The sequence below is a fragment of the Pseudomonas sp. GD04091 genome (assembly GCF_029836165.1).
In the GTDB taxonomy this organism is placed as follows: Bacteria; Pseudomonadota; Gammaproteobacteria; order Pseudomonadales; family Pseudomonadaceae; genus Aquipseudomonas.
On record NZ_JAOEBG010000005.1, the window covers coordinates 44,180 to 60,981 of the forward strand.

The following is a 16,802-nucleotide window of genomic DNA, read 5'->3' on the forward strand; positions in this document are numbered from 1 at the left end:
CTACAGGATTCCCCGTTGTGACCGATCTCCTGCGCAACCCGCTGCTGCAGTACTTCGCCCGTTTGGCACCCTCGAGCCAGCTGACCATGCGCTACATCCTGCAGGATGCCGCCGACCGCCTGGGTTTCGTCGACTGCGATATCGCCGACGTGCCCTGGCACCGTCTCGAGCCCGGCCATGTGATCGCGCTGGTCGCCGCCTTGCGCGCCGACGGCTACGCCCCCAACACCTCATCCCTCTACGTCAATGCCGTGCGTGGAGTGATGAACGAAGCCTGGCGCCAGGGCCTGATCGAACATGAGCAGTTGCTCAGGATCCGCGAAATCAGACCGGCCAGCGGCAGCCGCCTGCCGCCCGGGCGCAACCTGCGCCGCAGCCTGATCCGCGAGTTGATGGAGGTGTGCGCCGCCGACCCCCGCCCGCAGGGGGTGCGCGATGCGGCGATTCTGGCGCTGCTGTACGGCACAGGCATGCGCAAGTCGGAATCGGTGGATGTCGACCTGGCCCAGGTGGATTTCCAGGAACACAGCGTGCAGGTGCTGGCCAAGGGCAATCGCCAGCTGGTCAAGTACGCCCCGGCCTGGGCCTTCGAAAAGCTGCAGGCCTGGCTTGACCTGCGGCGCGAGCACCTGCCGGCCGGCGAGCGTGACGACAGCTTCCTGTTCAACCGGATCCGTCGGGGCAGTCACATCACCCGGGCGCGTATCAGCAAACACGCGATCTACTACATCGCCCGTCAGCGCGGGGCGCAAGTCGGGGCGAAGATCATGCCCCACGATTTCCGCCGGGCCTTCATCACCCGGGTGATCGAAGAGCATGACCTGTCGATCGCGCAGAAGTTGGCGCATCACGCCAACATTCAGACCACGGCCGGCTACGATCGCCGGGATGACAACGAGCGTCGTCGCGCGGTGGATCGTCTCGACTACTGAATGGCCACGCTGCTGGGGGTGTCGGTCCCGGATACCGCCGCCCCCCTTGGCTACCGCACTCAGTGGATACTCGAGGCCAGCTCGAAGATCGGCATGTACATCAGGATCACGATCAGCCCGATCAGCAGGCCGATGAAGGTCATCAGCAAGGGTTCGAACAGTTTGACGAACCATTCCACCCAGCGGCCGATCTCCTGGTCGTGAAAGTCCGCGCAGCGCTCCAGCATCTCGCCCAGGTTGCCTGACTGCTCGCCGGCGCGTAGCAGGCGCAATGACACGGGCGTCACCAGTTGGCCGGCTTCGAGCGCGTCAGACAGGGGCAGTCCCTCGGCGACTTGCCGGCTGGCGTGCTCCAGGCTCTCGGCCGCGGCGTTGCCCAGCAGGCCACGGGCCATGCCCAGCGCCGTGAGGATGGGAATGCCGCCTTGCAGCAGGATGCCCAGTGAGCGGTAGAACCGCGCCAGCTCGTACATCACCAGGCGCTGGTGCAGGGCTGGTAAGCGGCGCAGTTGCCGGCTGGCCCAGCGGCGCACGACCGGGTGGCGGCGCAGGGCGATCATTGCCGCGATGCCCGTCAGCGTAGCCAGGCCCAGCGGCAGTTGCTGGGCGTGCAGAAACAGGCCGATCTGCATCAATGCCCGCGACAGCCATGGCAATTCAGTGCCCATGCCTTCGAACACCAGGCTGAAGCGGGGCACCACGTAGCCGAGCAGGAACAGCACCACGCCGCCGCCTACCAGTAACAGCAACAGCGGGTAGACCGAGGCGCCGATCAGCTTCTGCCTCACCAGGTCCAAGCGTTGGCGATAACCGATGTAGCGGGTGAGGGCATCGCCCAGGGCGCCGGTGCGTTCGCTGGACTGCACCAGGGCGACGTACAGGGTGGGGAACACCAGGGGCTGTCGGGCCAGGGCCTGGGACAGCGAACGCCCTTCATACAGCTGGCGTACCAGCTGCTCGAGGGTCTTGCGTGCGCTGCCGCCTGGCGCTTTCTCGGCCAGGCTTTCCAAGGCGTCGATCAGTGGCAGGCCGGCATTGAGCAGGGTGGTCAGCTCCTGGCTGAACAGCACCAGGTCGAACGCCGCCGTGCGGCGCCTCCAGGCCAGCCCCTGGCTGCGCACGCTGAGCACGCGCAACCCCCGGTCCTCGACTTGGCGCCGGGCCTGCTCGATGTCCTCGGCATCCACCTGCAGCTGCACCACGCCCTGGCTGCCCAGGGCCTTGAGCTGATAGCGCATGGTCAGGCTCCTTACTGCCAACTGGTGATCTCGGCATTCTCCCCGTCGCCGCCGGGCTGGCCGTCCTTGCCCATGGACAGCAGGTCGTAGTCGCCGCCGTTCTCGCCAGGTTGCCGGTAGATGTAGGCGCGCCCCCAGGGATCCTGGGGCACGGCTTTCTGCAGATACGGCCCTGACCAGCGTGCTTCGCCACTGGGGGCGTTCACCAGAGCCTGCAGGCCTTGCTCGCTGCTGGGGTAATGGCCGATTTCCAGGCGATAGAGATCCAGGGCCTTGCCCAGTCCTTCGATCTGCGCCCGGGCTACCTTGGCCTCGGAGCGTCCCAACTGGCTGAAGTACTTGGGGGCGACGATACCGGCCAACAGGCCCAGCACCACAAGCACCACCAACAGTTCGAGCAGCGTGAAGCCGCGTTGGACATGGATGTTGCGCTGCATGGTGAACCCCTCCGTTGCGTGGGCAGGCTTGCCTTTGCAGTCCCCATGCAACAGCCGTGCACGTCTGCCTCGGGCCCTTGCGCCATGGGCGCCGGCGGCGGCACGGTGCTTGCGTCATAGGCGAAAAGCCCGGATTCGCGGGGCATTTCCCCCACTTCGGGGCACGACGGGAGGCGACCGACATGCGTGGACTGATCCTGGGATTGTTGGCGGGGCTGCTGGCGCTGGATATCCAGGCCGACGTGTACGTCTCCAGCGATGGCAAGGGCGGCGTCGTGCTGTCCAACGTCCACCGCCCAGGGCGGCACTACGATCGGGTGATCCGCGAAACGGGCGCTGGGCCGGTCAATGCCCAGTTGGTTACCGGTCGGCCGTATGCCGAACTGGTGGCCGCCGCCGCCCTGGCCAATGATGTGCCGCAGGCTTTGCTGCATGCGCTGATCAAGGCCGAGTCCGGCTACAACCCCAAAGCCCGCTCGGCCAAGGGCGCGGCGGGCTTGATGCAGCTGATGCCGGGCACGGCGAAGGAGATGGGGGTCAGGGATGTGCTCGACCCCGAGGCCAACGTGCGCGGTGGAGCGCGTTACCTCAAACGCATGCTGAGGTTGTTCGACAATGACATCACCCTGGCGGTGGCCGCCTACAATGCCGGCCCCGATGCGGTACTGAGCCGGGGACGGGTGGTGCCGCCCTTTGCCGAGACGCGCAGGTATGTACCGACCGTGCTGCGCGAGTATCGCCTGCTGCGCGGGCTGGCCGAGGATGCGCCGCTCTGACGCAAGGCGTGATAGGCAGGTTGTCGGGGCCGCTGCGAGTGGGCGGGGCGGGCCTCCACGCCATCCGGCCCTGTGTTGCTGATGATCGTGGGTAAACCCGCTCCCGCACCCGGGCGGCTTGCAGCAATGTTCCCTGTGCGACAAGACGGCCCTGGCAACTCATGGTTTCCCCAACTCTGGGCTATAACCTCTAGAGGTGCCCAGCCGCGGAGCCCGCCATGGACCTCGCTTCACGTCCCGACATGCCTGTGCCCGCCGATGCCGGCGCGGCGCGCAAGCCGTTCAACCTGCTGCGCTGGTATGCCTGGGTCAGCCTGGCCATCATCCTCTCGGTGGGCATCGGCCTGGGGCTGATCTCCAGCCGGTTCATCATCGACGAGAGCGTTGAACGCGACGCGCTGCTCACTGCGCAGTTCATCACCTCCATCGCCGACGCCGAGGTCCGACATGTCTCGATTCCCAATGTACGGACCATGGGCGAGCTGCTCGACCCGCGCAACGACGACGCCGCGCCGGAAGTCACGCCGCAGGCGCGGCGCAAGGCCCGGGGCGAATTCCTCGACCATGTCGCCCACCTGCCGGACCTGCTCCTGGCCAACATCTACGCGCCTGACCGGACGGTGATCTGGTCGAGCAATCCGGCGCTGATCGGCAAGTCGATCGAGTCCGACGAGGACCTGGACAAGGCGTTCGAATACAAGATGCGGGTCTCGGCCAGCTATCACGATTTCGAACAGGCGCGCAGCGAGCAGAAGTTCATCACGCCGCCCGAGCAGTTGTTCATCGAAAACTACATTCCGTTGTTCGATGCCGATGGCGAAAAGGTCACGGCGATGGTCGAGATCTACAAGGAACCCCATGACCTGATCACGCGCATCGAGCATGGCCTGATGCTGATCTGGCTGGCCATCGCCTTGGGCGCGGGGCTGGTCTATGTCGGGCTCTACGGCATCATGCGTCGCGCCGCGCGGTTGATGGCCGCGCAGCAGAAACGCCTGATTGGCAACGAAACCTTCGTGGCCCTGGGCGAGGTGTCGTCGGCGGTGGCCCACAGCCTGCGCAACCCGCTGGCCAGCATCCGCTCCAGCGCCGAACTGGCCCAGGCCTTCGATGAAGGGCCGGCGCAGAAGAACATCAGCGACATCATCAGCCAGGTCGATCGCATGTCGCAGTGGGTGCGCGAATTGCTGCAGTCACTGCGCCCGCTCAACGACGACACACGGCCGGTGGATGTTGCCCAGACCCTGCGCGAAAGCCTGCAGGCGTTCGCGCCGACGCTGGAGCGTGGCGGCATCCGTCTGGTGCTGGCGCAGTTGCCGGCGGTGAAGGTACTGGGGCAGCCGGAACTGATAGGGCAGATCTTCGACAGCCTGATCGCCAACGCCCTGGAGTCGATGGAGCCCGGTGGCGAGTTGCGCGTGGAGCTGGTGCGGCATGACCGACGCAGCCTGACCTTGCGCTTGTCGGATACCGGCAAGGGCATGAGCGAGCAGCAGCAACGCATGGCGTTCCGCCCGTTCTTCACCACCAAACAGGGAGGTCTGGGGGTGGGGCTGATGCTGGTCAAGCGGATCATGGAGCGCTGCGGTGGCTCGGTACGGTTGAGCAGCCAGGAAGGCCTGGGGACCCGTGTGTTGCTGAGTTTTCGCGTGGCGAGATCTTGATAATTTTTATAGAAATGATGTTTAACTAGTTGATTTTCAACGTTTTATTTCTTTTGGGTGAGTTTTACCCAAATCTGGGGAATTTATCTATTTTTAGGATTAGATTGTTTTAATAACCTTTTGAAAAATAAAGAATTTTAATGATTTTATTTTTCTGGCTGAGTTTTTGCTAAAGCTTCTCTCAACCCAGGGGCGACGATCAACAGTCATGGTGGTGCCTGGTATTTCGCTACTGCGGGTAGCAACGGCGCGCTGGTGACGCTCACCGGCTTTCAGGCGGAAAACGAAGCGATGCAGACGCTCGACAACGAAGCCCCCGACAAAGCCGCCATCTCCGTCTCAGGGCTGGTTTCACCACCGCACGAATTCAACCTGCTGCGCTGGTTCTCGCTGGTCAGCCTGCTGATCATCGCGTCAGTGGCGGGTGGCCTGGGCTATGTGTCGACACGTTTCGTGGTACGTGACAGTGTCGAGCGCGACGCCATGCTCACTGCCCAGTTCATCCAGGCCATGGCCCAGGCCGAAGTACGTCATTCCCAGCTGCCGCCAGGCGTCACCATGGGGGAGTTGCTCGACCCGCGACTGGATGAGCAGCATCTGCAGTTCACGCCGCAGTTGGCCCGCTCGACCCGAGTGGAGTTTCTCGATCATGTCGAGCACTTGCCCGACACCCTCCTGGCCAATGTCTATGCCCGGGATCGGACGGTAGTCTGGTCGACCAACCCGCAGCTGATCGGCAAGCGCATCGAGGGGGACGATGACCTCGAGCACGCGTTTCGCTCTCGCCAGCCGGTTTCGGCCAGCTATCACCAGGCCGACGAGGATCGGGATGAGCAGAAATTCCAGCGCAAGCCCAGGCTGCTGTTCATCGAGAACTACATCCCTTTGTTCGACAGCCAGGGCGAGCAGGTGCTGAGCATGGTCGAGATCTACAAGGAGCCCCAGGACCTGGTGCGGCGCATTCAGCGCGGCTATGTGCTGATATGGACCTCCACGCTGGCGGGCGGTGCGCTGATCTACTTCGGTCTGTTCTGGATCGTGCGGCGCGCCGCCAGCCTGCTGCACCATCAGCAGGACCGGCTGGTGGCCAGCGAGACCTACGTGGCCCTGGGCGAAATGTCCTCGGCGGTGGCCCACAGCCTGCGCAACCCGTTGGCCAACATCCGCTCCAGCGCCGAACTGGCCCAGGACATCGCCAGCCCGGCGGCGCAGAAGAACATCGGCGACATCATCACCCAGGTCGATCGCATGTCGCGCTGGGTCCGCGACCTGCTGGTGTCGCTGCGCCCGACCAGCGACGAAGCCGAAGCCGTCGACCTGGTGGCGGCCATCGAAGATGCGCGGCAGACCTTCGCCCCGCAGATCGAGCGCAATGACGTGCGCTTCAGTCTCGAGGGGCCACGGACGCAGTGGGTGGCGAGCCAGCCGCTGCAGCTGACGCAGATTCTCAACAGCCTGTTCGCCAATGCGCTGGAGGCCATGCCCCGGGGTGGCGTGCTGCGGGCCGAGGTGCGCCAGCTCGATGGCCAGCAGGCCCAGTTGCAGCTCAGCGACTCCGGCAGCGGCATGAGCGAGCAGCAACGGCAGATGGTGTTCAAGCCATTCTTCACGACCAAGCAAGGCGGGCTGGGCGTCGGCCTGGCCCTGGTCAAACGGATCATGGAACGCTTTGGCGGCTCGGTCGAACTGAGCAGCCGCGAAGAGGAAGGAACCCGCGTCAGCCTGACTTTCAATATCGCAGCGGGAGGGGACCATGGAGCGCAGCATCCTGGTGGTCGAGGATGATGAAATCCTCGCCGACAACATTCGCACCTACCTGAATCTCAAGGGTTTCGAGGTCACGGTGTGCCATAGCGCCGAGCTCGCGCTGGAGCAGATCAAGCGCGCCCAGCCCGATGCCGTGCTGACCGACAACTCGCTGCCTGGCATGAGTGGGCACGACCTGTTGCGCACCCTGGTGGCGCAGGCGCCGGAGCTGAAGGTAATCATGATGACCGGCTACGGCAACGTCGAGGACGCGGTGCTGGCCATGAAGGAAGGCGCCTTTCACTACCTGACCAAACCGGTGGTGCTGGCCGAACTCAAGTTGATGCTGGACAAGGCCCTGGCGGCAGAACGCATGGAGCGCACGCTGACCTTCTACCAGGAGCGCGAGGCGCAGAAGTCGGGGATGCAGGCGCTGATCGGCGAGTCGCCGGTGATGCTCGAGCTCAAGCACACGCTCAAGCAACTGCTTGACGCCGAGCGGCGCATGGCCAGCGATGACCTGCCGCCGGTGTTGATCGAGGGCGAGACCGGCACGGGCAAGGAGCTGGTGGCCCGCGCCCTGCACTTCGATGGCAGCCGGGCCAAGGGGCCGTTCATCGAGTTCAACTGCGCGTCGATTCCGGCCAACCTGCTGGAGGCCGAGCTGTTCGGCCACGAGAAGGGGGCCTTCACCGACGCCAAGGAGCGCCGTGTCGGCCTGGTCGAGGCGGCCGATGGCGGCACCCTGTTTCTCGATGAGATCGGCGAGATGGACCTGGTGCTGCAGGCCAAGCTGCTCAAGCTGCTGGAGGACCGCAGCATTCGCCGCATCGGCGCGGTCAAGGAGCGCAAGGTGGATTTACGGGTGATCAGCGCCACCAACTGTAACCTCGAGCAGATGGTCCAGCAGGGTAAGTTCCGCCGCGACCTGTTCTTCCGCCTGCGCATCATCGCGCTCAAGGTCCCGCGGCTGCATGCGCGCGGCCAGGATATCCTGCGCCTGGCCCGGCACTTCCTGGCCCATCATGGGCGCCGCTATGGCAAGCCTAACCTGCGTTTCTCCGCCGATGCCGAGGCCTTGATGCTGGGGTACGGCTGGCCAGGCAACGTGCGCGAGTTGCGCAACATGCTGGAGCAGACCGTGCTGCTGGCGCCCGCCGAGGTGATCGGCGCGCATCAGTTCAACCTGTGCATGACGTTGGTGGATGAACCACTGGCGCAGCCTTCACCCATTGCGGTTTTCGATGCGTATCGTCATGAGCCAGAGAATACCGGCAGCCTGCCGGACATGGAGCGCGACATGGTCTGCCGCACCCTCGATCGCACCGACTGGAACGTCACCAAGTCGGCGCGGCTGCTGGGCTTGTCGCGGGACATGCTGCGCTACAAGATCGAAAAGCTGGGCTTGACCAGGCCGGACAAGCGGCAGTGGTGAGCCTGTCCGGGCGGGCCCCCGCTGGCGCAGGGCTTGCCAGGTCACGGTTTGCCGCTGGCGCCTGAATCGCCTCCCTCACGGCCCATTCCTTCCGAGCCGCTACCACCCATGCCGGGCAGATCGCGATCATCGTTCTGTTCCGCTGGCGGACTGTCCGGGTCGTTGCCCTTGATCCGTGGGTCGGTGTCCCGCGGCATGGGCTTTTCGATGGGGTTGAGCGTGCTGTCCACGCCCGGCTGCGGCGCCGGGTTATGTGGATCGTCGGGGTAGGTGGTACCGGTCCCGGCCGCCAGGGCCAGAGGAGAGGCGAGCAGAGCTGCAAGCAGTACGGCACGTTTCATGGGGCAGGCTCCTTTGCGATGAAAAGCGTCGGCCCTGCCTGAGCAGGGCCGCTCTTCATGTGTGGCATCTGACTGTCGCCAAGGTGCCATCACCCCGATCAACGGTCACACCACCAGCGACAGCAACATGATGAATATGATGCCGACCACCGAAAGAATGGTTTCCATCATGCTCCAGGTCTTGAAGGTTTCCGCCACGGTCATGTTGAAGTACTGCTTGACCAGCCAGAAGCCGGCGTCGTTGACGTGGGACAGGATCAGCGAGCCGGCGCCGGTGGCCAGCACCAGCAGTTCGCGGTTCACCCCGGGTACCAGGTCGATCACCGGCGCGACGATACCGGCGCCGGTGATGGTGGCCACGGTGGCCGAGCCGGTGGCGATGCGGATCACCGCCGCCACCAGCCAGGCGAGCAGGATCGGCGAGATCTCCGCCTGTACCGCCATCTGCCCGATCACGTTACCGACGCCGGTGTCCACCAGCATCTGCTTGAAGCCGCCGCCGGCACCGACGATCAGTACGATGGCGGCGGTGGGGGCCAGGCTCTGGTCGAGCATCTTCATGATCTGCTGGCGGTTGAAGCCACGCGCCGAACCGAAGGTGTAGAAGGCCAGCAGCAGGGCGGCGAGCAGGGCGGTGATCGGGTGGCCGATCAGGTCCATCCACTGGCGCACGATGTGCTCGGCGGGCAGCACCACGTCGGCGAAGGTCTTGAGCAGCATCAGCGCCACCGGCAGCAGCACGGTGACCAGGGTCACGGTGAAGCTCGGCAGGTTCTGCTGGTTCGATTCACGGGCGATCTGGTCCATCAGTTCCTGGGACGGGTTGCCCGGGATGTAGCGCGAGATGAAATTGCCGAACAGGGGGCCGGCGATGACCGCCGTCGGCAACGCCACCAACAGGCCGTAGAAGATGGTCTTGCCGATGTCGGCATGGAAAATGCCGATCGCCAGCAGCGGCCCCGGATGCGGCGGCACCAGGCCGTGCACCACCGACAGGCCGGCCAGCAGGGGGATGCCGATCTTCACCAGCGACACGCCGGAGCGGCGGGCGACGATGAATACCAGCGGGATCAGCAGCACGAAACCGATCTCGAAGAACAGCGGGATCCCCACCAGGAAGGCGGCGAACATCATCGCCCAGTGCACCTTTTGCTTGCCGAAGGCGCGGATGAGGGTCTGGGCGATCTGGTCGGCGCCGCCGGAATCGGCCATCAGCTTGCCGAGCATGGTGCCCAGGGCCAGGACGATGCCGACGAAGCCCAGCACACCGCCGAAACCGTCCTGGAACGATTTCATCACCTTGGCCACCGGCATGCCGGAGGTCAGGCCGAGGAAGCCTGCGGCCAGGGTGAGGGCGACGAAGGGGTGGACCTTGAAATGGGTGATCAGCAGGATGAGCCCGACGATGGTGACCAGTGCGTCGAGCAGCAGAAAGGTATCGGTAGCCAGTCCGAACATGGTTCGTGAACCTCGGTCTTTTCGTTTCGTTGTTGTTTTGGTGTCGCGTGTCTTGCTTCACAAGCCGTCAGCGGCACGGAGACAGCGCTGTCTTTGGTGAGCCGGAAAAACCGCCGGGTCAGGCAGTCCGCGCCAGCGCCTGCTCACCGCAGGGCTTTAGCCACTGGTGCACATCCTCGGCCAGCAGCGTGAGCGGGCGGGTGGCGTCCAGCGCCAGGGTCAGGGGTTCTCCGTGCGGAGGCTCCAGTGCGGCGAACTGGCTGTCGATCAGACTGGCCGGCATGAAGTGACCGGGGCGGGCGAGCACACGTTTCTCGGCTTCCTGCGGGGTCAGCTCGAGGAACACGAAGCACAGCTCGGACACGGCCAGACGCAGGGTGTCGCGATAGCGGCGCTTGAGGGCCGAACAGGTGAGAATGGGGCGTTCGCCCGCGGCGAGGGTGGCCTGCAGCTCCTGGCCAAGCAGCACCAGCCAGCCGGCGCGGTCATCGTCGTCCAGGGGGACGCCGGCACTCATCTTGGCGATGTTCGCGGCAGGGTGGAAGGCATCGCCTTCGATCAGGCGGCCGCCGCTGCGCGCGGCAATGGCGGCACCGACGCTGCTCTTGCCGCAGCCGGCCACGCCCATGACCACGATCGCGGACAGGGAAGGGTTCATCTGTACCTCCTGCTGGGTGAGATAGCGCTGTCTTGGCCGAGGCTGGCCAAACTCGACAACGCGACCCTCCCGGGTGTTATTGATCTTGTCTTTGGCAGTATGGACGCTGAACGCATGCCTGCTACCAAGATTGCATTGCCTGCATCCAGAGACAGCGCTACCTTAGTGACCGTTCCCCATTCCTGCAAGCAGTAAAATTACAACACTCATGTCTCGTACCGGCTCGCGCACCACTGGTCGTCCCACTCTGGCGGAAGTCGCCAGGCTTTCCGGGGTTTCCCCCATCACCGCCTCTCGCGCCCTGCGCGGGGTCAGCACGGTCGCGCCCGAACTGGTGGAAAAGGTCCTGGCGGCGGCGTCCAGCCTGGGGTATGTCGCCAACCCGGCGGCCCGCGCCCTGGCATCGGCGCGCAGTCAGTCGGTGGTGGTGCTGATTCCGTCGCTGTCCAACCAGCTGTTCATCGACACCCTCGAAGCGATCCATGAGGTGATGCGTCCGCGTGGGCTGGAGGTGCTGATCGGCAACTATCACTACGATATCGCCGAGGAAGAGAACCTGATCCGCAACTACCTGGCCTATCAGCCCTGCGGGATGCTGCTCACCGGCTTCGAGCGCAGCGAAGGCTCGCGAAAGATGCTGGCGGCCAGCCAGGTGCCCTGTGTGCACATGATGGAGCTGGGCGGGGAGACCGGTGCGTTGTCGGTAGGCTTCTCCCAGCATGAGGCCGGACGCGCCGCGGCGCGGCACCTGATCGAGCGGGGGCGTCGGCGCCTGGGTTTCATCGCGGCGCAGCTTGACCCGAGGGTGATGCAGCGTGCCGAGGGGTTCCGACAGGCGCTGGCCGAAGCCGGGCTGCAGGCGTCGGAACTGGAAGTGCTGGATCCGCAGCCATCGTCCATCGGTCTGGGCGGTGAACTGTTCAGTCGATTGCTGGCGCGGGCGCCGGATGTCGATGGCATCTTCTTCTGCAACGATGACCTGGCGCAGGGCGCGGTGCTGCAGGCCCTGCGCGAGGGGGTCGAAGTCCCACGGCAGGTGGCCATGGTCGGGTTCAACGACTTGCCGGGCTCGGCGCACATGGTGCCGCGCCTGACGTCCATTCGTACGCCGCGGGCGGCGGTTGGGCGCGGGGCGGCGCAGGCTTTGCTGGCGATGCTCGACGGCAAGCGGGTGGCTGAGGGGCAGCAGGACCTGGGGTTCGAGTTGATGGTGCGGGAGAGTTCCTGAGGCATCTTCTTGGATCTTTGTTGCCAGTTGCTGGTGGTTTCGATGGTTTCATGCTTATGCGCATTCATTTGCGATGTCGAAGCCCTGTCACCTTTGCGCCCGCGCGAAAGAGCCAGAACAGTCAGCTGCAACCCACTAACTTCAAACTTCCCCCCGCTGTTGCTCTGGCTCCCCTGCGCGCGATAGTCCAGGCGCCACACGTTGCGACTTCAGTAACTCCAGACAAACGGCTCAATTCGTTAATCCAAAAGTGATATCAGATCGCTTGCACGCCCCAAACCCCGATCTATGCTCAGGATCATCCCGTGGACACAAGGAGACCCGGCACATGTTCGAGTACCATCGCAAGTCCGATCTGGTCGAGATCCAGCGCAGCCGACAGGCCTTGGCGGGCATGCAAGCGAAGCTGGCGGCAATCAGCCGCTCCATGGCGATGATCGAGTTTGCGCCCGATGGCACCATCCTCGATGCCAACGAAAACTTCTGCAATACCATGGGCTATACCCCCGATGAAATCCGCGGCAAGCATCACCGCCTGTTCTGCGACCCCGGCTACGCCAAGAGTGCCGAGTACCAGCAGCTCTGGCGTGAGCTGGGGCAGGGCAAGGCCATCAGCGGCACCTTCGAGCGCCTGGACAAAGCCGGTCGCGAAGTCTGGCTAGAGGCCAGCTACATGCCGGTCGTCGACGAACGGCAGCAGGTGACCAGTGTGATCAAGGTGGCTTCCGACATTACCCGGCATGTGATCGAGGAACACGAGAGCGACAGTCTGCTCAAGGCGATCGGGCGGTCAATGGCGGTGATCGAATTCACCCCGGCCGGGCGGGTGATCAAGGCCAACCAGAACTTTCTCGACACCATGGGCTACCGCCTGGAAGAGGTGGTGGGGCGCCACCACGGGCTGTTCTGCCTGCCCCAAGAGCGTGAATCGGCTACGTATCGCGAATTCTGGGCATCGCTCAACCGTGGCGAATATCACTCCCATCGCTTCGAGCGCATCAACAAGCAAGGGCAGACTGTCTACCTCGAGGCCTCCTACAACCCGATCTTCGACAACAAAGGTCGGTTATACAAAGTCGTGAAGTTCGCCAGCGACATCACCCGGCAGGTGAGTACCCAGCAGACCGCTGCCGATGCGGCTCACGCAAGCTCGGTACAGACCGATGCCTGTGCACGCAAGGGCACCCAGGTGGTACAGCAGGCGGTCGAGGTGATCGAGCAGATCTCGGCGGAGTTGAACGAGGCCGCGCGCAGCATCGATGCCGTGAGCAAGCAGTCCGACGCGATCGGTCAGATAGTCCTGACTATCCGTGGTATTGCCGACCAGACCAACCTGTTGGCGCTCAATGCGGCAATCGAAGCGGCCCGCGCCGGCGAATACGGACGAGGTTTCGCCGTGGTCGCCGATGAGGTGCGCAACCTGGCGGCTCGCACCAGCAAAGCCACCCTGGAGATCGTCGAGGTGGTTCGAAAGAACCATGACCTGTCGTTGACCGCGGTGGCGAGCATGCAATCAAGCCTGACCCGTACGGGCCTGGGGGTCGAGTTGGCGAATGAGGCGGGCACCGTGATCATGGAGATACAGCAGGGATCACGGCACGTGGTGGACGCAATCAGCCAGATCAGCTCGACCCTGCAACTGCACTGAGGTTCTCGCGCAACTCCCGCTCCAGGTTCTGCAGGCTCGCCTTCAGTCGATCGAGTGCTCGCCCGATCGGTTGACCGTTGGCGATCGCCTGCTCGAGTGCTTCGCAGTCCTGTACCACGTTCCTGACCTTGAGCATCTTCGCGCCCCCCTTGACCCGGTGCACCACCGCGGCCAACGTGTCGGCCAGCGGTTGTGGGCCCAGATCGCGCAGCGCCTGCAGGTCAAGGGCATTGCTTTCGGCCAGTTGCTCCAGCAGGCGGCGGATCAGTTGGTCGTCGTCCTGGGTGAGGTGGCGCAGTTGCCCGAGGTCGAAACCGCTGGAGCCTTGCCGATCGAATGGCTGCTCCTGTGACGCCACATCGCCTTGCGGCAGGCTGCCCCTGAGCGTGCGCAGGCTGATCGGCTTGAACAGGCATTCGTCCATGCCATTGGCCAGGCAGCGTTGGCGTTCCTCGGCCTGGGCATTGGCTGTGACGCCAATGATGCGGCAGGCTGGCAGCTTTCTCTCGAACTCCTGCGCCCGGATGCGTCGGGTCAGCTCATGGCCATCCATGACCGGCATGCTGCAGTCGGTGATCACCACATCGAAGCGTCCCTCCTGCCACGCCGCCAGGGCGCTTCTGCCCTGGTCGGCAAGCACGACATGGTGGCCAAGGGATCTCAGCTGTTTGTCCAGCAGCAACAGATTGGCGGGATAGTCATCGACGACCAGAACCCGCAGAGGGCCTGCCCCGACCTCGCGGTTGGGCCAGGCGGTGGGTTGGGGGGCATGGGGTTCGGCGACGGCGAGCGGTAGACGAACGTCGACCTGGGTGCCCAGTCCTTCCAGGCTCTGCAGGGACAGTTGTCCTCCCATCAGCTCGCACAGCTCGCGGCTGATCACCAACCCCAGGCCTGCACCCTGGCGAGCCTGGCGACCATCGACCTGAGCAAAGGCACTGAACAGTCGGGCCTGGTCGGCCACGCTGATGCCCATGCCCGTGTCCCTGACCATGATCTCGGCCCGTACCGAGCGCTCGCCAAGCGATGCTACGGTCAGCGACACATCGATATGGCCTTTGTCGGTGAACTTGATGGCATTGCTCAGCAGGTTCGACAGCACCTGCTTGATCCGCAATGGGTCGGTGAGCACCCAGCATGGCTGGTCGGGCAGCACCGTGCGCAGGGCGATGCCCTTGAGGCGTGCGTTGGCCTCGAACACGCGCAGGGTGAGGTGCACCAGCTCGGTCAGGTCGGTTGCCTGTGGCTGCAGGGTCATATGGCCTGATTCAATGCGTGAAATATCGAGCACGTCGCCGATCAGGTCGAGCAGACCGATAGCTGAGTCGTGGGCGGTTTCCAGGGCCTGGCTGTCGCTGCGACCATGGCGGCTGTCCTGCATGGCCAGTTCGAGCAAGCCAATGACCGCGTTCATCGGCGTGCGGATCTCATGGCTCATGACCGCCAGGAAACGGCTCTTCGCCTGGCTGGCGCGCTCGGCGTCCTCCTTGGCCTGGCGCAGTTGTTCGAGCAGCCCGCGGCTGAGCGCCAGTTGCTCCTGCAACGCGCGTTGGGCTTCGGTGCGCTGGTGGATCAGCTTGCGCAGGTAGGTGTTCCAGAATGCCACGCCAGCCAGCAGTATCGCGGCCAGTACCAGCACCTGCAGGGCCAGGGTACGGTAGTTGCGCCAAGCGCTGTCGCTCACCACCGTGCTGGTGCGCCAGCGGTTGACCAGCTGTTCCAGTTCATCGGGCGGGATGCTCAGCAGCGCCTTGTCCAGGATGGCCTGCAGCTGCGGCAATGCAGGGTTCACGGCAAACGCGGAAAGGGCGGGTTCGTCACTTTGCAGGCCAGCGATTCGCAAGCGCCCCTTGAACACCTGATTGATGAAGTAGGCGGCGTTGATATGCGAGCTGATCGCCACGTCGGCGGTGCCGTTGGCGACGGCTTCCATCAGTTGCAGCGGGTTCTCCACCTCCACCGGACGCACGCCGATGACCCCCTCGAGCAGTGGTGAACCACGCAGCACGGCGACGCGCAGGCCATGCAGCGGGTGGCTGGTGGACAGCGCAGGCGCGTCCAGGCGGGTAACCAGCACCCGTGGGCTGAGCATGTAGGGACGGGTGTAGCGCAGGCGCTGGGCGCGGTATGTGCCGTAACCGATGGCGCCGATCATGTCCACTCGGCCTTGGCTGGCCTGCTCGACCATGTCCTGGAACGATTCTGACTCGACGATCTGGAATTGCAGGCCGGTGCGCAGGCTGATGCGCTCCAGCAGGTCCAGGGCAATGCCACGCGGATGCTGCTGCGCATCGGTGAAGGTTAGGGGGGCGAGGGTGGTATTGACCATCACCTTGACTTGCCGGTGTTGCTCGATCCAGGCGCGCTCCTCGGCAGTCAGCGCGTCCAGGCGGCGGTCGAGCAGGATACTGGTGCTGCCGCTGGTCCAGCGCCGCAGGATGTTCAGCCGCTCACTGTCGGCGATGCGGCCCAGGGCCTGGTTTACCAGTGACAGGAGACGAGCATTGTCCCGGGGCAAGGCGAACGCGAAGGTACTGGCCGGCGCCTTGACGAAATGATCGACCTTGAGTACGCCCTGGTAGCCCTTGGCGATCACGTAGTCGGAGCTGATGGCATCGCCCAGGTAGGCATCGGCCTCGCCAAGGGCTACGGCCGCCACCCCTGCCAGGGTCGAGCGATAGAGGCTCAGTTGAGTGCCTGGGAACAGCTGGCGCACCGTCTGCATGGGCAGGTAGTGATCGACCATGGCCAGGCGCAGCCCGGCCAGGTCGTCCTGCAGGGAACGCGAATGACGAGTCACGATTACCGGCAGGTCATCGGCATACGGCAGGCTCAGGGCAAGCTTGGCATCGTTGGCTTCGAAGGCGTTGGATGTGCCGAGCAGGTCGATTTCCCCGGCATGCAGCGCGGCCAGGGCTCGGGCGCGGCTGGTGTAGCGGCGGACTTCGATGGGTATGCCCAGTTGTTCGGCGATCAGCCCTGCGTAGTCGGCGCTAAGGCCCTCATAGTCGGTCAGGCTGTTGTTGATGTCGAACGGCGGGTAGTCCGGGCGCGAACTGCCCAGTACCAGGCGTTTGCGCTCGCGCAACCACTGGCGATCGGATTCGCTCAGTGGTATCGCAGGGGCGGCGCTCAGGGCGCGTGCCAGCAAATGGCGGCTTTCGCTGGCGGAAGCGGCGAGGGCGCAGGCGGGCAGCAATCCGGCAAGCAGCAGGCACAGCAGGGTGCCCCTGATCATGGC

The 16,802-nt window shown here is 64.4% G+C and carries 13 protein-coding genes; 7 read left to right on the forward strand and 6 right to left on the reverse strand.

From position 1 onward, the window contains the following. Positions 1-17 precede the first annotated feature (17 nt). Complete coding sequence (locus N7422_RS08380) at positions 18-932, forward strand: tyrosine-type recombinase/integrase (protein ID WP_279806108.1); 915 nt, start codon at positions 18-20, stop codon at positions 930-932. Positions 933-991: 59 nt separating this feature from the next. Here the strand turns inward: N7422_RS08380 and N7422_RS08385 are convergent, their stop codons facing one another. Then, positions 992-2,170, reverse strand: coding sequence for a type II secretion system F family protein (locus N7422_RS08385; RefSeq protein WP_279806109.1), 1,179 nt, complete (start codon positions 2,168-2,170; stop codon positions 992-994). Between the two features lie 11 nt (positions 2,171-2,181). After that, positions 2,182-2,607 carry a type II secretion system major pseudopilin GspG gene (gene gspG, locus N7422_RS08390; protein ID WP_279806110.1) on the reverse strand — a complete coding sequence of 142 codons (426 nt, stop codon included), beginning with the start codon at positions 2,605-2,607 and terminating at the stop codon, positions 2,182-2,184. Positions 2,608-2,789: 182 nt separating this feature from the next. Here gspG and N7422_RS08395 point away from each other — a divergent pair, with 182 nt between their 5' ends. The 4 genes from N7422_RS08395 (at position 2,790) to N7422_RS08410 (ending at position 8,228) form a co-directional block, all read left to right on the forward strand. Next, the gene (locus tag N7422_RS08395) at positions 2,790-3,383 is read left to right on the forward strand and encodes a lytic transglycosylase domain-containing protein (protein ID WP_279806111.1); all 594 of its coding nucleotides are present in this window, start codon (positions 2,790-2,792) and stop codon (positions 3,381-3,383) included. Between the two features lie 218 nt (positions 3,384-3,601). Then, on the forward strand, positions 3,602-5,047 hold the full coding sequence (locus tag N7422_RS08400; RefSeq protein WP_279806112.1) for a HAMP domain-containing sensor histidine kinase: 1,446 nt from the start codon (positions 3,602-3,604) through the stop codon (positions 5,045-5,047). Positions 5,048-5,338: 291 nt separating this feature from the next. Further along, positions 5,339-6,832, forward strand: coding sequence for a HAMP domain-containing sensor histidine kinase (locus tag N7422_RS08405; protein WP_279806113.1), 1,494 nt, complete (start codon positions 5,339-5,341; stop codon positions 6,830-6,832). Beyond that, positions 6,801-8,228: a sigma-54 dependent transcriptional regulator gene (locus N7422_RS08410; protein ID WP_279806114.1), complete on the forward strand. Its 1,428-nt coding sequence runs from the start codon at positions 6,801-6,803 to the stop codon at positions 8,226-8,228. The genes N7422_RS08405 and N7422_RS08410 overlap by 32 nt, the downstream gene beginning before the upstream one ends. Before the next feature lie 41 nt (positions 8,229-8,269). On the opposite strand, the gene N7422_RS08415 is transcribed toward N7422_RS08410, so the two are convergent. The 3 genes from N7422_RS08415 to N7422_RS08425 all read right to left on the reverse strand — a co-directional run bounded on the left by N7422_RS08415 (position 8,270) and on the right by N7422_RS08425 (position 10,685). Then, entirely contained in the window at positions 8,270-8,569 is a 300-nt protein-coding gene (locus N7422_RS08415; RefSeq protein ID WP_279806115.1) for a hypothetical protein, read from the reverse strand. A 105-nt stretch (positions 8,570-8,674) separates the two neighbouring features. Further along, positions 8,675-10,027 (reverse strand): GntP family permease, encoded by a 1,353-nt coding sequence (locus N7422_RS08420; protein WP_279806116.1) that lies wholly within the window; start codon positions 10,025-10,027, stop codon positions 8,675-8,677. A 118-nt stretch (positions 10,028-10,145) separates the two neighbouring features. Continuing rightward, entirely contained in the window at positions 10,146-10,685 is a 540-nt protein-coding gene (locus tag N7422_RS08425) for a gluconokinase (protein WP_279806117.1), read from the reverse strand. 208 nt (positions 10,686-10,893) lie between these two features. On the opposite strand from N7422_RS08425, the gene N7422_RS08430 reads away from it, so the two are divergent. Both N7422_RS08430 and N7422_RS08435 read left to right on the forward strand, forming a co-directional pair. Then, entirely contained in the window at positions 10,894-11,913 is a 1,020-nt protein-coding gene (locus N7422_RS08430) for a LacI family DNA-binding transcriptional regulator (protein ID WP_279806118.1), read from the forward strand. A gap of 328 nt (positions 11,914-12,241) precedes the next feature. Beyond that, the gene (locus N7422_RS08435) at positions 12,242-13,561 is read left to right on the forward strand and encodes a PAS domain-containing methyl-accepting chemotaxis protein (RefSeq protein WP_279806119.1); all 1,320 of its coding nucleotides are present in this window, start codon (positions 12,242-12,244) and stop codon (positions 13,559-13,561) included. On the opposite strand, the gene N7422_RS08440 is transcribed toward N7422_RS08435, so the two are convergent. Next, complete coding sequence (locus tag N7422_RS08440) at positions 13,536-16,799, reverse strand: transporter substrate-binding domain-containing protein (protein ID WP_279806120.1); 3,264 nt, start codon at positions 16,797-16,799, stop codon at positions 13,536-13,538. The genes N7422_RS08435 and N7422_RS08440 overlap by 26 nt on opposite strands. Positions 16,800-16,802: the final 3 nt, after the last annotated feature.

Coding starts and splice junctions, on each gene's coding strand:
- N7422_RS08385 (WP_279806109.1), bottom strand. CDS start 2,170: ATGCGCTATCAGCTCAAGGCCCTGGGCAGCCAGGGCGTGGTGCAGCTG.
- gspG (WP_279806110.1), bottom strand. CDS start 2,607: ATGCAGCGCAACATCCATGTCCAACGCGGCTTCACGCTGCTCGAACTG.
- N7422_RS08395 (WP_279806111.1), top strand. CDS start 2,790: ATGCGTGGACTGATCCTGGGATTGTTGGCGGGGCTGCTGGCGCTGGAT.
- N7422_RS08400 (WP_279806112.1), top strand. CDS start 3,602: ATGGACCTCGCTTCACGTCCCGACATGCCTGTGCCCGCCGATGCCGGC.
- N7422_RS08405 (WP_279806113.1), top strand. CDS start 5,339: ATGCAGACGCTCGACAACGAAGCCCCCGACAAAGCCGCCATCTCCGTC.
- N7422_RS08410 (WP_279806114.1), top strand. CDS start 6,801: ATGGAGCGCAGCATCCTGGTGGTCGAGGATGATGAAATCCTCGCCGAC.
- N7422_RS08415 (WP_279806115.1), bottom strand. CDS start 8,569: ATGAAACGTGCCGTACTGCTTGCAGCTCTGCTCGCCTCTCCTCTGGCC.
- N7422_RS08420 (WP_279806116.1), bottom strand. CDS start 10,027: ATGTTCGGACTGGCTACCGATACCTTTCTGCTGCTCGACGCACTGGTC.
- N7422_RS08425 (WP_279806117.1), bottom strand. CDS start 10,685: ATGAACCCTTCCCTGTCCGCGATCGTGGTCATGGGCGTGGCCGGCTGC.
- N7422_RS08430 (WP_279806118.1), top strand. CDS start 10,894: ATGTCTCGTACCGGCTCGCGCACCACTGGTCGTCCCACTCTGGCGGAA.
- N7422_RS08435 (WP_279806119.1), top strand. CDS start 12,242: ATGTTCGAGTACCATCGCAAGTCCGATCTGGTCGAGATCCAGCGCAGC.
- N7422_RS08440 (WP_279806120.1), bottom strand. CDS start 16,799: ATGATCAGGGGCACCCTGCTGTGCCTGCTGCTTGCCGGATTGCTGCCC.